The organism is Cutibacterium namnetense, from assembly GCF_001642025.1.
Taxonomy (GTDB): Bacteria; Actinomycetota; Actinomycetes; order Propionibacteriales; family Propionibacteriaceae; genus Cutibacterium; species Cutibacterium namnetense.
Map to the genome: position 1 here is coordinate 22,628 of NZ_LWHO01000003.1, position 16,641 is coordinate 39,268.

At 60.8% G+C, this 16,641-nt stretch carries 17 protein-coding genes; 10 read left to right on the forward strand and 7 right to left on the reverse strand.

The window, feature by feature from the left end:
* Nucleotides 1–179: 179 nt before the first annotated feature.
* Entirely contained in the window at nt 180–1,298 is a 1,119-nt protein-coding gene (locus A5483_RS03695; protein ID WP_042842660.1) for a sunset domain-containing protein, read from the reverse strand.
* A gap of 184 nt (nt 1,299–1,482) precedes the next feature.
* Here A5483_RS03695 and A5483_RS03700 point away from each other — a divergent pair, with 184 nt between their 5' ends.
* Together A5483_RS03700 and A5483_RS03705 are read left to right on the forward strand one after the other, a co-directional pair.
* Nucleotides 1,483–1,995 (forward strand): peptidylprolyl isomerase, encoded by a 513-nt coding sequence (locus A5483_RS03700; RefSeq protein WP_002548923.1) that lies wholly within the window; start codon nt 1,483–1,485, stop codon nt 1,993–1,995.
* Between the two features lie 175 nt (nt 1,996–2,170).
* Nucleotides 2,171–2,749, forward strand: a complete 579-nt coding sequence (locus tag A5483_RS03705) for a rhomboid family intramembrane serine protease (protein ID WP_063811066.1) — start codon at nt 2,171–2,173, stop codon at nt 2,747–2,749.
* Here A5483_RS03705 and A5483_RS03710 read toward each other — a convergent pair.
* A complete protein-coding gene (locus A5483_RS03710; protein ID WP_063811299.1) occupies nt 2,669–4,432 on the reverse strand; it encodes a DEDD exonuclease domain-containing protein in 1,764 nt (587 codons plus the stop codon). The genes A5483_RS03705 and A5483_RS03710 overlap by 81 nt on opposite strands.
* A gap of 314 nt (nt 4,433–4,746) precedes the next feature.
* Here A5483_RS03710 and A5483_RS03715 point away from each other — a divergent pair, with 314 nt between their 5' ends.
* Complete coding sequence (locus A5483_RS03715; RefSeq protein ID WP_218015707.1) at nt 4,747–5,895, forward strand: C40 family peptidase; 1,149 nt, start codon at nt 4,747–4,749, stop codon at nt 5,893–5,895.
* A gap of 6 nt (nt 5,896–5,901) precedes the next feature.
* Nucleotides 5,902–6,972: an ROK family glucokinase gene (locus tag A5483_RS03720; protein WP_002548631.1), complete on the forward strand. Its 1,071-nt coding sequence runs from the start codon at nt 5,902–5,904 to the stop codon at nt 6,970–6,972.
* Between the two features lie 4 nt (nt 6,973–6,976).
* Here the strand turns inward: A5483_RS03720 and A5483_RS03725 are convergent, their stop codons facing one another.
* Nucleotides 6,977–7,384: a hypothetical protein gene (locus A5483_RS03725; RefSeq protein ID WP_002548682.1), complete on the reverse strand. Its 408-nt coding sequence runs from the start codon at nt 7,382–7,384 to the stop codon at nt 6,977–6,979.
* A 60-nt stretch (nt 7,385–7,444) separates the two neighbouring features.
* Here A5483_RS03725 and A5483_RS03730 point away from each other — a divergent pair, with 60 nt between their 5' ends.
* The 4 genes from A5483_RS03730 to A5483_RS03745 all read left to right on the forward strand — a co-directional run bounded on the left by A5483_RS03730 (nt 7,445) and on the right by A5483_RS03745 (nt 11,164).
* Nucleotides 7,445–8,200, forward strand: a complete 756-nt coding sequence (locus tag A5483_RS03730; RefSeq protein ID WP_063811067.1) for a lysophospholipid acyltransferase family protein — start codon at nt 7,445–7,447, stop codon at nt 8,198–8,200.
* 151 nt (nt 8,201–8,351) lie between these two features.
* On the forward strand, nt 8,352–8,924 hold the full coding sequence (locus tag A5483_RS03735; RefSeq protein ID WP_233500930.1) for a 1-acyl-sn-glycerol-3-phosphate acyltransferase: 573 nt from the start codon (nt 8,352–8,354) through the stop codon (nt 8,922–8,924).
* A 69-nt stretch (nt 8,925–8,993) separates the two neighbouring features.
* Nucleotides 8,994–10,412, forward strand: coding sequence for a class II 3-deoxy-7-phosphoheptulonate synthase (locus A5483_RS03740; RefSeq protein WP_193790450.1), 1,419 nt, complete (start codon nt 8,994–8,996; stop codon nt 10,410–10,412).
* 104 nt (nt 10,413–10,516) lie between these two features.
* Nucleotides 10,517–11,164 carry an MBL fold metallo-hydrolase gene (locus tag A5483_RS03745; RefSeq protein ID WP_002549012.1) on the forward strand — a complete coding sequence of 216 codons (648 nt, stop codon included), beginning with the start codon at nt 10,517–10,519 and terminating at the stop codon, nt 11,162–11,164.
* 16 nt (nt 11,165–11,180) lie between these two features.
* Here A5483_RS03745 and A5483_RS03750 read toward each other — a convergent pair whose 3' ends face one another.
* The gene (locus tag A5483_RS03750) at nt 11,181–12,137 is read right to left on the reverse strand and encodes a DMT family transporter (RefSeq protein WP_267896521.1); all 957 of its coding nucleotides are present in this window, start codon (nt 12,135–12,137) and stop codon (nt 11,181–11,183) included.
* 49 nt (nt 12,138–12,186) lie between these two features.
* Entirely contained in the window at nt 12,187–13,593 is a 1,407-nt protein-coding gene (locus A5483_RS03755; RefSeq protein ID WP_042842759.1) for a protein kinase domain-containing protein, read from the reverse strand.
* Nucleotides 13,594–13,712: 119 nt separating this feature from the next.
* On the opposite strand from A5483_RS03755, the gene A5483_RS03760 reads away from it, so the two are divergent.
* The gene (locus A5483_RS03760; RefSeq protein ID WP_325051164.1) at nt 13,713–14,156 is read left to right on the forward strand and encodes a guanyl-specific ribonuclease; all 444 of its coding nucleotides are present in this window, start codon (nt 13,713–13,715) and stop codon (nt 14,154–14,156) included.
* Nucleotides 14,153–14,551, forward strand: a complete 399-nt coding sequence (locus A5483_RS03765) for a barstar family protein (RefSeq protein ID WP_063811068.1) — start codon at nt 14,153–14,155, stop codon at nt 14,549–14,551. Before A5483_RS03760 ends, A5483_RS03765 begins: the two co-directional genes overlap by 4 nt.
* A gap of 24 nt (nt 14,552–14,575) precedes the next feature.
* On the opposite strand, the gene A5483_RS03770 is transcribed toward A5483_RS03765, so the two are convergent.
* Nucleotides 14,576–15,673, reverse strand: a complete 1,098-nt coding sequence (locus tag A5483_RS03770; RefSeq protein ID WP_002548731.1) for a polyprenyl synthetase family protein — start codon at nt 15,671–15,673, stop codon at nt 14,576–14,578.
* 159 nt (nt 15,674–15,832) lie between these two features.
* The coding region (locus tag A5483_RS03775; RefSeq protein WP_161485341.1) for a 3'-5' exonuclease at nt 15,833–16,641 on the reverse strand (809 nt) is incomplete at its 5' end.

The following is a 16,641-nucleotide window of genomic DNA, read 5'->3' on the forward strand; positions in this document are numbered from 1 at the left end:
AACTGTTACGCACTGTGACACTTGAAGTGATTCATATCACAGTTAGCGCTTGGTTTGTTCGGGTTGTTTCGGTATCCGAACGTTGTCATTTCGCCTCTGCAACGTGAGCTGGGACCGAACATACGACGACGGGGCTCACCACTGCAGTGGTGAGCCCCGTCGAGATAGGGGAGTGTCTCTTAGCGCTGGGCCTTGGTGAACCCGGCGGCCTGAGCGGCTTCCTCGGTGGCGAACCACACATCAGCGATGGTGCGGTCATAGCCACCCGAGCCCGGGACGTGGTACTTCATCGAGCGGTCGTTGCCCTTAATGACGTAGCCCTCGGGCGGGTTATCCCCGACGTATGAGGTGGCCTTATTCCCCTCGCCCGTTACGCCCGCTGCAGGAGCCTTGACGGCACCATCCTTGGTCGTGGTTTCGGAGCGCGCACCCTCGTCAACGAAAACAGTCGTCTCGGCAGTAGTCTCCGGTGCGGCAGCAGCCGGACCACCCTCATCGGCCATAGCGGCGACCGGGTCAGCCGGAACCGACTTGTCCTCCTTCCTCGGCTTGGGCTTATTTACCGGTTTGGCAACGGGCCTCGAACCGTGGCTGGTCTCGGGCTTGGGGGCTGGCGTCTCCTTGGGCATCTCGTCACCCTTCGGGGCGAGGTCGTCGGCCTTGTCCTTGTCACCAGGGGTCCAGGAGTAGGTGACCTTGGGCTCGTGGGCTGTCCAACCGTCGTCGGAAGAACTCAGAAAGCGGCGGCTGGCCACAATTGCCGCAGCAGAAATACCGCCGAGGACGGCGAGAGTGCAGAGCACCTTGCCGAGCTTGCCGCGACGCTTGACCTTCTTGACCGATTTCGTCTCGATGCCGGCCTTGGCAGCCAGCTCGGTCGACTCGCCCTTGAGAGCTGAGAAGGCAGCCTGTCCACGGCGGGTAGCTTCCTCAACAGCTGGGTGAGAAGCGACCTTTTCGGCACGCTCCTCAAGATCAGGCAGGACATCTTTCTGAAAGGTGTCATAAGCCTGATGAAGGGCTGGAACGACCTTCTCCTGGGTGTACTCCTTCGAGGCGTCAAGGGCCTTCTTGCCAGCTTCGACAGCCTGATCGGAGAAGGGGCTAATCTTGTCCGAGATCTGGTCAGTCAGCGGACCGATCTTGTCATTGACCTGCGCGGCCAACGGAGCAGCCTTGTCCTGGGCGGCGGCGAGGTACGCGGCGGCGGTCTCCAGCGCCTGAGCACGCTGCTCCATGAGCGTGCTGGAGCTGCTTGTGGCGGCGGTCTTGCTGGAAGCTTTCTTCTTGCAGGACACGGTTCCTCCAATTCGTATGGGATATGGCTCGTGATCGAGCACCTCCCACGGTATCGACCAAACGGCCCACAGACCAGAGATTTCGAGGTTCCAGGGGGCGGCTGGCGGAGTAATTCCGATTGGGTTGACGCGAGAGACAGTATTCTGGAGGAGATCACATCGTTTCTCACAGGAAGGCAGGCAGGTGGCCTCTACCGCGATTCTGCACACCAACCACGGCGACATCGTCCTCAACCTCTTCGCTGATCAAGCCCCCAAGACTGTCGACAACTTTGTCGGTCTGGCTGGTGGTACGAAGGAATACGTCGATCCGCACACTGGTCAGTCGACCACTGGCAAGTTCTACGACGGCTTAACCTTTCACCGTGTCATCGACGGATTCATGATTCAGGGCGGCTGCCCGCTCGGCACCGGCACCGGCGGTCCCGGATATCAATTCGCCGACGAGTTCCATCCGGAGCTCACCTTCTCGAAGCCCTACCTGCTGGCTATGGCCAATGCTGGGCCAGGTACCAATGGTTCCCAGTTCTTCATCACTGTGGCCCCAACGCCGCACCTCAACCGTCGGCACACCATTTTTGGTGAAGTCGCTGACGAGGAATCCCGAAAGGTTGTTGACGAGATCGCTCAGGTTCGCACTGGCCGAATGGACCGTCCGGTCGAGCCAGTTGTCATCGAGAGCGTCGAGCTGGCCTGAGTGGCCAGCCTGGTAGGAATGGGTATCCGCCCCGAGGTGGTCGTGCCTCGGGGCCTTTCCGATATTCTGATTTCACCGCGATCGACGGCCGTGTAATCAGAGGAGATTCATGTCTGACCGCTGGAGTGAACATCCCGTCCGTCCGGTTCCTGTGAGGTGCCCGGCGTCGGTAGCTATGGCCGTTGTGACCCTACTCATCGCGATCGCGGCACGATTGACGCCGCTGCCGGCGCTGTTGGCGTCAGGGGCTGCCAAAGTCTTTGACTTCCAGGTCTGGCGGCCACTCGTGTTCTCCTTGACGGCCTCCTCGGTTATCAGTGCAGTCCTGACCGGTCTGCTCCTCGTTCTCATCGGCCATCAGATTGAGCCCATGATCGGCTCAGTGCAGTTTGGCTTCTTATACCTGCTGTGTGGCGTAGGTGGATCGACGGCTATCAGCCTGGCTGGGGTGCCGTACACCTTCGAGGGGTCGATGTGCGGACTCTTTGGGTTGATGGCGGCATCGGCCGTCGTCAAATATGTTCAGAAGCAGGACATTCGTGCTGACATCGTGTTGCTCACGATGTTCATCATCTGGGCAATTGTCGTCGGTTCCAATACGTGGATTGCTGATATCGGTGCCGTCATCGTGGGAGCCGTTTCTGGCTGGGCATGGTTGCAGACTCGGTGGTCGTCACACCGGCGCCAGTTGGGGGCTGGTGTGGCAATCCTGGCTGTCTGTCTCGTCGCACTCGTCGTGACCTGGGTGATGTAAGGCGGCCACCCGGGCAGCGAGGTCATTGGTGTCCATCCAGCAGTGGGCGGGCCAAGACCATTCTCCGGTGACGTGAACTAGCCGCACCCCGGGTTCTTCAAACCAGGACGCCACCAGCTCGGCCTCCTCGATGGTGCAGGCTGGTAGTCCGGACAGCGGAGGAGAAACGGTTTCTGCGGTGGCACACACGGCGTCAATAACGGGCATCGGATTAGTGCCCAGCCGGCATCGTCTAGCTCCCGCTAAGCGGCCATGACGAACGACGTGTATCTCCCAGAACGCACCATCCTGCTGCGCTGCGACAAGTTCTGGGCAGGACGCCAGGGAGGCTAGTCGGCACCGACGTCGAGTGGCGCGTAGCACCTCTTTGGCGTCGGCGGTGAACTCTGCAGCTTCTTCGAAACGTTCTGCGGCGGACAACCCTACGATGCGTTGTGCAAGTCGATCAGTGAGGTCGCGAACGTCGTCTGTCATGGCGAGACGGGCGACGTTGACGATGGTGGAGTAGTCGACATCGGAGTCCAGGCATGGGGCTGAGCAACGGCCCATCTCCGCTAGAGGACAACCATCAGGATGCCGTGACAGAGCTCCACTGCATTGTCGCAGGCCGAAGGCCTCGGCCAATACCACGGCCGCGCGGGTCGCTGCTCGGCGGCTGGTGAAAGGACCCCACGGCGGTTGAGAACTGCCGTGGGCTTTCCGCACGACGGCGAGTTTCGGGTGCGTCTCATGGGTGAGAGTGACCCACCACACCGATCCTTGCCGACGAGAACGACGGTTGTACCGTGGTTGGTGAGCGTCAATAAGGCGTAGTTCTCGCACCCCCGCTTCTAGCCGAGTCGAACACTCGCGTGCTTTGACACCGGTAGCTATTCGCACCATTTCGTCCATGCGGCGTCGCGTTTCTGATGCCGTGAAGTATTGGGATACCCGACGTCGGATGTTGACTGATTTACCGACGTAGAGGACCTCTGGTTGTGCTGGTGCAGGTTTGTCCAGGCAAAACCAATAGACTCCGGGCCCCTCTGGAAGATTTTTAGCCCACACTCGTCGGCGACGCCGAGCTTGGGGTACCCGATGGGTCATTTCCAAGAGGTCTTCAAGCGTCGTCACGCCGAGATGACCGACTCTCTCGATGAGTCCGTGGAGAACATCGACGGTAGCCCTCGCATCGGCAAGGGCACGGTGCGAAGGCGTCGTCGTGGTGTGAAAAAGCTGAGACAGCGTGCTGAGTTGGTAGTTTCGGACTTCTTCTCGGGGAAGCACTGACCGGGCCAATGCGAGGGTGTCGACGACGGCGGGGTTCTCCCAAGGGTAGTCTTGCTGGACATAGGCCCGTTTAAGGAAACCAATATCGAAACGAGCATTGTGCGCTACGAGCACCGTGTTGCGACTGAATTCAGACCAGCTGGGCAGTACGGCTCTCAGCGGTGGGGCCGAGCGCACCATGGTATCTGTGATGCCGGTGAGCACTTGCACCGAAGCTGGGATAGGTCTGGTTGGGCAGACGAGGGTTTGAAATTCCCCGTCGATGCGGCCCCCACGCACTTTCACGGCCCCGATCTCGGTAATCTGGGCGTCCTCGCCGGTACCGGTAGTTTCGAGGTCGACGACGCAGAACGTGGTCTCGGGCAGGGGAGTGCCTAGGTCGTCGAAAGACGGTTGAAGGGGTGCGGCACTCATAGTGAGCACGGTAGGTAGAGGTGGCGACAGGATTACCGTGACCACATGCCGAACACGGAGAACAGCCTAGTCGGCACCGTGTTGTGCGTGGATGGTGTGGGCGAGTGATCGTTGCGGTGAGCGGTTTTCCGTAACAGGTTGCTCCACTCCTGAGGACCGCATAAGATTCTCTCAGTCGGTAAGGATTGTCCTGGCCCGACAGCTAAATCACAACTGGACGGATGACTCGGCTCGCACCGCGTGATGACGCGGAATGGGGCGATTTAGGTGATGGTGAAGGGTAGACAGTGGAGCACAGGTATGGAGCTTCTCAGGTGAGCGGTAGCGCTCCTCGCCGCGGACGCGGCGTCGCACTTGCTGCCATCACGGGGGCAATCCTTCTCGGCACAGTGGCATCGGTTGACCCTGGGGCTCAGGCCGCTCCGGACCCTATTGACCAGGCGAAGGTTCGCCTATCTCAGCTCGACGAGCAGACCGCAAAGGTGGAGGAAGATTACACCGAAGCCCAAGCTGCCCTCGACAAGGCGCAGAAAGATCTCGACCGTTCCCAAAAGGATCTCAAGGCCCAGTCGAACAAGGTTGCCACCATGCGAAAGGCTCTTGGTCGCCTCGCGCTGAGTGACTACCAGAGCGGGGGTGGCGTCTCAACGACTACTCGGCTCGTGACTAGTGGAGATTCCGGGCAGTTCCTTTCCAAGTTGGCGACCGTTCAAAACGTCACCGAGCGCACGACCGGGCAGTTCCAGAATTTTCAGGCTGAGCAGGCCAGCCTGAACTCCATGAAGTCTCAGGCTGAGGCTGATCGCGCGACGATCAAAGCTCAGCGCGATCACCAGGCCAAATTGCTGGCAGACGCCAAAAAGAAGGAGCAGGAGGCCAAACAGGTTGTCGACCGTCTAACCGCCCAACAGCGCGCTGAACTCGAGCGTCGACAAGCTGCCGAAGCCCGGGCCGCTGCTGCAAAAGCGGCATCCCAGTCTTCCGGACGTCCCACCAACCAGCAGAACGGTACCCAAGGACAGTCGGCTAACGGTACTGCGCCGGGCAACTCCGGTCGGTCTCCCCAGACCTCCGGTGGGAGTCAAACGCCGACTCCTGGCCAGGGGGTCTCATCGCGCGCTCAGAGTGCCCTCAGCTTCGCGTTGGCTCAACTCGGTAAGCCTTACATCTGGGGTGGCACCGGCCCTGCCGGTTATGACTGCTCGGGCCTCATGATGGCGTCCTGGGGGCAGGCTGGGGTTAGCCTTCCACGCACCGCGGCTGCTCAGTACGAGGCAGGTACCCCGGTATCACTCTCCGATTTGCAGCCGGGTGATTTGGTTTTCTTCTACCCGGGCATTACCCATGTCGGTATGTACATCGGCGGTGGCAAATTTGTTCACGCTTCCAGTCCACGTACTGGCATCAAAGTTTCCGTCCTGGCGCAACAGACCTCGTACCAGGGCGCACGTCGCTTTGGCTGATCTTCCTTGCTTAGCGTCGGTATAGACATCGGCGGCACAAAGGTTGCCGCTGGTGTTGTAGATGAAAGTGGCCAGATCGTTCGGCGTATTCAGCGTCTGACCCCTTCGCGCAGCCCCGAGGCTGTTGAGGACGCTATCGTTGAGTCGGTTCGTGAACTGGCTCATAACCTCCCCATCTGTGCCGTAGGAATTGGGGCGGCCGGTTGGATAGATACCGAGCAGGCCCTGGTGCGATTTTCCCCGCATTTGGCATGGCGCAATGAGCCGCTGCGCGACCGCCTCTCTGAGCGCATCACCGTGCCTGTCCTCGTCGATAATGACGCCAATGCAGCTGCGTGGGCTGAATTCCGGTTCGGAGCCGGACAAGGATCACGAGTCATGGTGTGCCTTACGTTGGGCACGGGTATCGGTGGTGCACTAGTCATTAATGGGCGGATGTTCCGCGGCCGCTACGGCATGGCCGGAGAATTTGGGCATATGTCGGTGGTTCCCGACGGTCACTGGTGCCCATGTGGCAACCGTGGTTGCTGGGAGCAATACGCCTCCGGAAACTCCCTCGTGCGGGATGCTCGAGCGCTGCTTGCCGAGGGAGCTCCTGGCGCTCAGGACTTGTTGGCTTATATAGCTGATCGTAATCCCGACAACCTCGTCGGTCCCGACGTCACCCGCGCTGCGGTCGATGGCGATCGCCTTGCGATTGAGCTCATCGCAGACATTGGCATCTGGCTGGGTCGCGGAATGGCGAACTTGGCAGCAGCCTTAGACCCCGATCTCTTTGTCATTGGTGGAGGGGTGAGCGCCGCCGGAGACCTCTTACTCGAGCCCGCGCGCACGGTATATGCCCGCACGCTGACAGGCCGTGGGTTCCGTCCGATGGCCGACATCCAGAAGGCGCATTTTGGTAACGACGCCGGGCTCATCGGTGCCGCTGACCTGGCTCGTCACTCGATCAATGAACCGCCCGGCATGGCTCGCGGGTTCTGGCCACGTCGTCGTACCGCTATTCGTAAACCACGCCGTACTCTGCGTCAGAGCCTGAGCGAAACTCTCGCCGGCCCGGTCGTTCGGGACAAGTAACTTGCTACAAGTGTGAGTGGTTTCCCCACGGACCCTCATCATCGCGGTCTCGGCGAGTGATGGCCCGCCAGATGAGCAGGCTAATCCCTGCTCCTCCGGACGTGACGGCCAGCATGAGTGCGGTCTGGGGCACATCGACTCCGCCTATGGATAGCAGGACGGCAACGATACATATCGCCACCAGAACTAGTCCCACCTTCGTCGCCGGACTGGGCGGTGTCGTTGGTTCCATGGGTGGCAGCTCATCCAGCTCGTCGGCGTCATAGGGTGGCGCTGGCGGAATATGAGCCGGTGCCCGTCGGACCGGTATGTCACTGGGGCGAGGGCGACCTGGGGCGGTGACGACCTCCCCGAATTCGCGAGCGATGAGCGCTTCGAAGGCGGCGTCGACATCGTTTCCGTCGTGTTCCATCATCCCTCCGCCCATCAGGGAACTCGAGGTGCCGCTAGGCTTAGTCGCCGAGGAGGCCCCATGTGGTACGAGTTCTTCAAGTATGCGCTCTTAGGACCAGGAGTGCGAGCCTTGTGGCATCCCCGCGTCATCGGTGCGGAGAACATTCCCACCGAAGGTGGGGTGATCTTGGCATGCAACCACATTGCAGCCCTGGATCCCATCATCGTGGCGTCCATGATCGACAGAAAGCTCACCTATCCGGCGAAGAAAGAGCTGTTCGCTGGGGACCGAGGCTTCTGGTCGAAGGTCGTCGCGTGGTTCTTGCGCGCAGTCGAGCAGGTGCCGCTGGATCGTTCGGGTGGCCGTACTAGCGTCAATGCCCTGGACTCGGTCGAAAACCGACTTGCTGAGGGGGGCCTCGTCGGAATCTTTCCGGAGGGAACCCGTTCGCCAGATGGCCGTCTTTACAAGGGTAAGACCGGCGTCGCCCGGATGACTCTGGCTACTGGGGCTCCTGTGGTGCCAGTCGGTATCAGCGGAACGACAGTGAGACGCAAGGTGGTGGGCATTCCGCTTCTTGACCATCCGACCCTCATCTTCGGCGAACCGATGCACTTCGACGTGCTGGCAGACCGCGCTGAGGAAACAGCCGTCCTGCGGTGGGTTACTGATGAGATCATGGGTGCTATTAGCGATCTCACCGGGCAGAGCTACGTTGATGTCTATGGGTTCCGGGTCAAGCACGGCAACCTCAAAGGCAAAGATGTCTCAAAATTTGTGAAAGCAAGGCCTGGAGGTAATCCTCTGCCACCCCCTCGCGTGGCGAAGGCCTGATGTCATGAACTGGTTGCGTCCATCCCATGGTGGGGTGACGGGTCATTCTTTGCCTGCTCAACCAGCTATCGTCGCCGTCCATCTGCATCGGCGCGGCGATCTTGCTGCGGCCGAACACTGCCTGTCGAGACTCGCCAACAAGGTGTACGTCATGTCTGAGCGTCGGACGAAGAAAGCTCAGCCCCACGCTGAAGCTCTACACCACTTATCAGAAGGCGATGTGGTCCTCATGGCTCCCGAGGGGACACATAGCTGGGCTGGCCAGGTTCATCGTCTTGACGTTGAGGTGGCGCGGTTGGCCCTCGATGCTGGCGCCCTCGTTGTGCCAGCTCAGGTCGTTGGGGGACAGCTTCACCTGGGAACATCGGTTGATATGTCGCGTCACGCGGCGACACCCCATTCTCACGCTGTCCTACGGGCTGCAGCTGACGATGTCGCGCTTGCCTTATGCGAGCTCACCGGCTTGGCGTACCAGGACTATCCGGCAGCGCAGGCAGATCGACGTCCTCACCCGATCATCTGGCTGACACAGGTGCGAAAGTTGCGCCGTGACCGTAAGAGGTATCGCCAGGATGCCGAGGAGCGATCGCGAGAGGAGAGCGCTCGCGAAGCCGAGGAGTTGGCTCGAGAAGAGGAAAGCGCCCGTCATGCTGCTCAGCTCCAAGCTCGACAAGCTTCTTTGGCTGATCGGCTTGCAGAGCGCGATATTCACCCAGGTAGGTGAAATCCAGCTGTTGTTTCATCCGCGGCGGCTTTAGCCCCGTCAGAGGATGGAACGGAACTGATGAAAGTCGTGACGGGAAGTAGACTCCCGGCCATGTCCCAGAGCCTTCCCAGTCTTGAGGCCCTTAACGCCCTGCCACGGGTGCAACAACCGTCGTATCCCGATCCTCAGGTCACCGCCGAGGTCATCAACCAGCTGCGTCGCTTGCCCCCGTTAGTCTTTGCCGGAGAATGCGACGATCTTCGGGCCCATCTTGGGGCAGTCGCTAACCGTGAGGCGTTTTTGTTGCAAGGCGGCGATTGTGCCGAGACTTTTGCAGGGGTCAACGCGGCGAACATTAAGGGCAAGCTGCGAGTGTTGCTGTCGATGGCGGTTGTCATGACCTACGCAGGTCAGCTACCGGTAGTCAAGGTGGGCCGCATTGCTGGCCAGTACGCCAAGCCGAGATCTAAAGACACCGAGACTCGTCGCGGCCTCACTCTGCCCAGTTACCGAGGTGACGCCGTCAATGGCTTCGAGTTCACTGCGGAAGCTCGGGAGCACGATCCCAAGCGCTTGGTCGGGGTGTACAACGCTTCGGCAGCTACTCTCAACCTGGTACGAGCCTTTGCTACCGGCGGCTTTGCAGATCTTCGCGGCATTCACGCATGGAACGCTGACTTTGTGCGTAACTCCAATGTGGAGGCTCGTTACGAGGCGCTGGCTTCGGAGATCGAACGGGCACTGGTGTTCATGATGGCGTGCGGAGTCGAAGACGATCAGCTCTCCACCGTCGACTTCTACGCCAGCCACGAAGCCCTCCTCCTCGATTACGAGCACGCGATGACGCGGGTCGACTCGCGCTCCCAGCTGCTCTACGACTGTTCGGGCCATTTGCTATGGATTGGTGAGCGAACCCGTCAGATTGATGGTGCCCACGTGGAGTTTTTGCGTCACGTGCGCAATCCGCTGGGTGTCAAGCTTGGCCCGACGACGACCGGGGAAGAAGCCGTCGCTATTGCTGATGCCCTGGATCCTGACCACGAGCCTGGCCGTCTGACCTTCATCACCCGAATGGGGAGTAAGGCGGTACGTACTAACCTGCCAAGAGTCATCGAGGCGGTGGAGGCCACTGGACGTAAAGTGGTATGGAGCTGTGACCCCATGCATGGCAACACGTTCGAAGCGGATAACGGCTACAAGACGCGGTCGTTTGCTGACGTGTGCGACGAGGTCAACGGGTTCTTCGACGTTCATGAGGAGTTGGGTACCTGGCCTGGCGGTGTGCATATCGAGTTGACCGGAGACGATGTCACGGAGTGTCTGGGCGGTATCGACAAGCTAGCGGAAGCTGATCTGACAAACCGCTATGAAACGGCCTGTGACCCCCGTCTGAACCGCAATCAGTCGTTGGAATTGGCCTTCATGGTCGCTGAGAGGTTGGCTGACGGCCGCATCAAGCGCAATGCCGTCAGCCCCCTGGCGAGGTTCCGCAGTATTGATCTGTGACCGAACCGAGACGTCCCTGAGGCGCTCGGTGGTGACGGATCGGTTCGGTCGTGAATATGACTGAACTGGTTGCCGCCACTTGATGCCGGCGGAAGACTGAAGGTATGAGAATTACGCATCTAGGACACTCCTGCATCCTCGTTGAAGCAGCCGGGCAGCGAGTCCTCGTTGACCCCGGTAACCTCAGCCAGTCCTGGCGCGGACTCACTGACCTGGACGCCATCCTTGTTACCCATCGCCATCCCGATCACGTCGATCCGGAGCACATCGGTGCCTTGGTTGACGCGAACTCAGGTGCGGTGGTGCGCGCTGAAGAGGGGGCTTGCCGCGAGATTCCGGCCCTTGACGCCGACCCCATTGCCCCGGGGGATGTGCTGCAGATCGGGGAGGTGAAAATTGAGGCGGTAGGGGGCCATCATGCCGTCATCCATCGTGATCTGGAACCGATCGGCAACGTCGGATACCTCATTGGCGAGGGTCTTGGGACGATCCTCTACCACCCTGGTGACGAACTAGACGAGACCCCGCGTGGCGTTGACGTACTGGCTTGCCCGGCTCACGCCCCGTGGGCTGCGATGCATGAAACTGTGGACTTCGCGAGGTCGGTGGGAGCGCGTCACGGTTTTCTCATCCACGAAGGGCTGCTCAATGAGCGAGGCTGGCAGCTGTCGTTTGATCGACATCAGGAGATGGTACCGACCACTTTCCACGATCTGCGTGACGGCCAGCCATGGGAAGTGCCGCAGGACTGATCCGAGTAGCGGGGGATTAGAGCGTGTGGTCCATGCCTAACCTCGGAGTCCAGGCCGGATCGACCTGGACTACTGGGGGCTCGGTGTGGTGCTGCGGTGCGCCGCGGCGACGACGAGGTGGACGCACGACTAAGACCATGGCGGCAAGAATGGCGATGCCGCCGATAGTGATGCGTCCGGTGAGGGTCTCACCGCCGAGACCAATAGCGAAGATGGCGCCCCACAGCGGCTCGGTGCACATGATGACGGCGGCGCGGGTAGATTCCACCCGGGCCTGTCCCCAGCTCTGCATGAAAGTCGTAAGGGTGCCGCAGATGATGGCCAAGTAGGCCAGGGCGAGCCAGTCCTCCATATGGGTGGGGGCACTCAGACCGCCGGGCAGGGCTGCAATGGTGCAGACGACGGCGACGGTGATGGTTTGATACAGCCCAAGGGATGTGACGTTGGCTGGGTTGGCGAAGCGTCCAGTCGCGACGATGTGGCCGGCGTAGGCCACAGCGGAGGCCAGAGTCAGTAGCTGACCGATACCGAATCCGCTACCGAGGGTAGAGGGATCCACAGCCAGCACCCCCATGCCGACAGTTGCCAGTGCCACTGCTCCCCAGATGGCGGTGGAAATCTTCTTGCGGAAGATCACAGCGGCCAATAGTGGTGTGAAGACCACATAGAGACTGGTGATGAACCCGTTCATGGCGGCCTGGGTGGTTCCGAGCCCAATGGCTTGAAGTAGCTGCCCGGAGGCAAAGAGCACGCCGAGCACAACCCCCTTGGCCATGGTGCGCATATTGGTACGCCAGGCCTTCGGGAAGAGGATTCCGAATGCGGCGGCTGCCATGGCAAAACGGCACGCCAGCAGGTTCTCGGGGCTCATGTGGGCATACGCACCCTTCATGACGACGAGGGTCGATCCCCACAGGGCAGCCATGAGAAGAAGAGCGGGCACAGCCAGGCGCGAAGAACGAAAACCAACCACGAATCGAATGATACGCGGGAGAATCTTCGCTTCGCAACCCTAATCGACATCAAATATTTCGTGAGACGCTGTTCATGCGGGATGATTCTCCGTGAACGGATATTCGTTCGACTGAATTTGTACCGTGCAACTCGCTTGCGGAGTATCGAGAAGAGGTGAAGTGGAAGACGAGGTAAGCGCACAACACCGTTACTACAACGATGAAGACAGCGGCGATGGCGCCACGACGACGGCGATGAACGGCGTCCTGAGCCAGCCTGGAACGGGATGCCGGGTGGGTAGCACGCCGATGTACAGGCTGTGGACGCGGCCGAGAGTGGTTGGCGGGTCGCGTCGGTGGGTGCGGACGGTCCATGGGAGACAGCGGAGAATCCGGAATTGAGACCGGTGTAGGTGGTGACATCGGAGTACCCGTGCGAGACCACGGCGGAACTGACGCCGTGCCCGGTCGTACCGCTTCGTTCCGTCGTCGGGTGGATCGATCCCCCTCGGGTGCATGAGCTATCGGATTGGCGATGACAGTATTCGGCTGGGGTGCTCTGCTCTGGAGGGTGGCCAGGGCTGGATCGTCCGTGCGGCCGGTTGCCAGTGCATGACGGACGCGGCGAAGGAGGTCGAGCAGGGCCCTCCCATTCGCGGGGCGCTTCACAGGGTCGCGGGAAGTGCAGGCACGTACCAAGCCGTCAAGATATCCTGGAATAAGCCAGGCGATATCGCGCTCAACTCGGGTGCCATTGGCCAAGTACTGCGAGGGCGCAGGAACATCCTTGTTGACGTGGGCCCACGCCACCTGAATTGGAGAGTCGCCAGTATGGGGCTTGTGTCCAGTGAGCATCTCAAAAAGCACGATGCCGGCCGAGTAGATGTCCGAACGCTCGTCGGAGCTACCGTGTGTCACCCGCTCGGGTGGAATGTAGGACACCGTTCCAATGAGCTGCCCAGATGTTGCTGACATCGTGCGGTTGCCAACGGCTCGGGCCAAACCAAAATCAGCCACCTTGATCTGACCACGATCAGAGATGAGGACGTTTTCGGGTTTGACGTCACGATGTACCAGGCCATCCTCGTGGGCGCTAGCGAGGGCCGAGATAACTGGCTCGAGGAGATCCAAAGCGCGCACCGGGGTGAGTGGCGCCTCCTGGGTGATGACGTGACGCAGGGTGCACCCGGGTACGTACTCCATGACGATGAAGGGACGATCCCCCTCCATACCTTGGTCGAAAACTGACACCACATGGGGATTGACGAGCCGGGCCGCGGCCTTCGCCTCAGAATCGAATCGCTCAGCGAGTTCTGCGTCGAGCCCCTCATGCATCACCTTGACCGCGACTATGCGAGGAAGACATAGGTCTTGGGCCCGGTAGACGGTAGCCATCCCGCCACGAGCGATCTTGGACACGATCTCGTAACGACCCTCGAGGATATGACCCACTAAAGGGTCAGTGCTCATGGTCATGCTCACGATTACGCCTCACGCACGGTTGGGGAAGGAGGGGGTGCGACCCACTTCAGAGTGTATGCGTAGTCCTTCGGAAGGCACCGGAAGATGAACCGGCGAGTCCATAGGCTGAGGTCATGACCGTTGCCCCCTGGTTTCGTTCTCGCCGGTGGTCTATCTGGATTATGGCCCTGCTGTCGGCTGTAGTCGTGGGTTGTTCAGCGCCCGAGCATTCAGCTTCGGCAAGCTCGAACGCGACTATGACACCGGCACCCGTCATGACTACCACACAGCCATCTGATGGGTTGTCCACCATTGCGGAAGACGAGCTGCCTACCCAGGCTCGGCAGACTCTCAAACTCATTGACGCCGGCGGGCCCTTCCCGTTCAGTCGAGATGGAATTGTTTACCATAACAACAGTGATGCGCTACCTCATCACAAGGACGGCTGGTACCACGAGTACACCGTTGCTACTCCTGGAATCCACGGTCGAGGACCACGTCGCATCGTGTGCGGTTCAGACTCCGCCTGCTTCTGGACGCCGGACCACTACTCAACGTTTAAGAGGATCATGCGATGATGGCCGACATGCAGTCAGGTTCCGACCCCGAAGCCGGCGGCCCCATCGGCTCGGGCATCCTTCTTGTTGATCCGGCGCATAGTTTCGACCCTGGCAAGGTAGCGACGGCGTGGCGCGAGGCTGGGTGGCGCATCTTCCATATGAGTGGGGGAGCCGACTTGGATTCTGTTCTTGCCGGGTTTGGGCACGCCCTTTCATTTCCTAGCTGGTACGGGCACAACCTTGACGCACTGCGTGACTGCTTAGCCGACCTGGAGGCAGACACGGCGGTGATGTGGACCGGCTGGCAGCCCTTCCAGCGCGACAATCCGCAGGACTGGGGTCGGCTAGTTGAGGTCATTGGTCAGCATCTAGACGAGGATGAGGCTAACGGTTTCGCTGTCCTCCTGGTGTGAAGCTCAGGCTGCAGGGTAGCGGTATCAGAAATGACGTTCGACGCATTGGCGAGCTAATTCCCGCAGGGCGACTCGGCCGTCCTCGGTCATCTCGACGTTCTCGAGAGCTGCGACGGCGCGATCGTGGCACTGCACAATTGTTGCCTCGACAGCCTCTCGCGCCCCACTCGTCTCGATAATGTGGCGGGCGGTGGCGACGTCGTCGTCGTCGAGATCGGGACGACCCAGCAACGATTTCAAGCGAGCGGCGTCGTCGGAGTCGGCCCGATTGAGCGCATGGGCGACGAGCACAGTCCGCTTGCCTTCCCTCAGGTCGTCGCCAGCGGGCTTGCCAGTCAATTCGGCGTCGCCGAAGACGCCGAGAAGATCGTCGCGGTACTGGAACGCCCGTCCGATGGGGGAGCCGAAGTCTGCCATTGTCTGTTGCAGACGGTCGGAGCCGCCAGCCAGGGCTACACCAATCTGACACGGGCGAACGACTGTGTAGGAGGCGCACTTGTACTCCACGACTCGGCCGACCAGGTCGAGAGCGGATTCGGAATCGGATCCCGCCATCCCTGACTGTGAGGTGACGTCGAGGACCTGGCCGCAGGTGACCTCAGTGCGCATGGCGTCAAGCAGTGGAATAGCTGCTGCCAGTTTGTCAGCGTGTATCGGGGCGGACGTGAACATCTGCGATGACCACATGAGCAGCAGGTCACCGAGCAAGATCGCGATGTCGAACCCGAACTGCTCCGCGGGCCCGTCTCCGTGGGCAGTGATATGGGCCGCCTCGAAGCGACGGTGTGCCGAACGTAACCCACGTCGAGTGTCGGAATGGTCCATGAGGTCGTCGTGGACCAGGGCGGAAACGTGCAGAAACTCGAGGCTCGCCGCAGCCTGTAACAGACCACGGGGCTCAACGGGTTGGCCTGCCGCAGCCACATGACCCCAGTAGCAGAAGGCCGGGCGTAGCCGCTTGCCGCCGCCGGTGTAATCGCGAGCGGCATCGAGAATGGGGGACAGCTCGGCGCCGATCGTGTCTAGGACCCGCTGTTCGTCGTCGAGAAAGGACAAGATCCTTGCGCTCACGGAGTCACGAAAGTCAGCGCTGACCGGAGATGACGGATCAAAGGGGTACATACCGCCAGCATAGAGGTGCCTGATGCCCAGTCTCGCGCTTATGCAGCCCCAGGAGCCGGCCGTTGCCGACCTGCTGGCCTGGGCGCAGCGTCGGAGGAACTATGCAGATCACGTGAACAGACTCGTCGGCTCTGGCATGGACAGACCACTACCACATCCTCAGCAGGCCTCGTGTGACCACAGAGCTTCGGACCATGCTGATGCACCGGCGTCCCGAACGGGCTGGTGTTCCTCGGACAGCTGAGATGAGTTCTGCTTCCTGAGCCCTACGACCGCTAGCCGCTGAGTCGGGCGGGTCAGAGCGACGTAGAGGACCCGGACGCCACCGGCGAGATTGCCGGTCTCGGCAACAATGCGCTCGGGATCGACGACTACGGCACCGTCATACTCGAGTCCTTTGGCCTGCATGGTCGTCACCGTGATGATGCGCGGATCGTCGGCAAACTCGCGTGCCTGCTCGACGAGGCCGGCCGGGCAGAGCAAACCGATCGTCCCGTCCACTGACTTGAGCATCTCGTCGAGCTGCGAGCGTACCTGTGCCCATAGGTCGTCGGTACGCACCACCGTGGGATTGACCCCAACCGACCGCACTGGCTGCGGAAGATCAGCGTCGGGCTGGACGCTAACGACCACATCGGCGGCGAGATTAAAGACCTCGGCTGGGGAACGATAGTTCTTGGTCAGAGTGAAGGTACGTGATGGTGAGTTACCGACCAACTCGTCCAGGGCCGCCTTGGTCTGGTCGGGGTGGGGAAAGGCCGACTGGGCGGGATCCCCGACGATTGTCCAGGAGGCCTGCCGACCTCGACGTCCGATCATCCGCCACTGCATGGGGGAGATGCCCTGGGCCTCGTCGACAAGGACGTGAGCGAAGGTGTCGCGGGGCTCGTTCTGGTCAATCTGCCGGGCGTCGTGGAGACGATCGCTGAGGGTGACGAGCTCCTCGGCGTCGCCTCCCTCGATAAAGA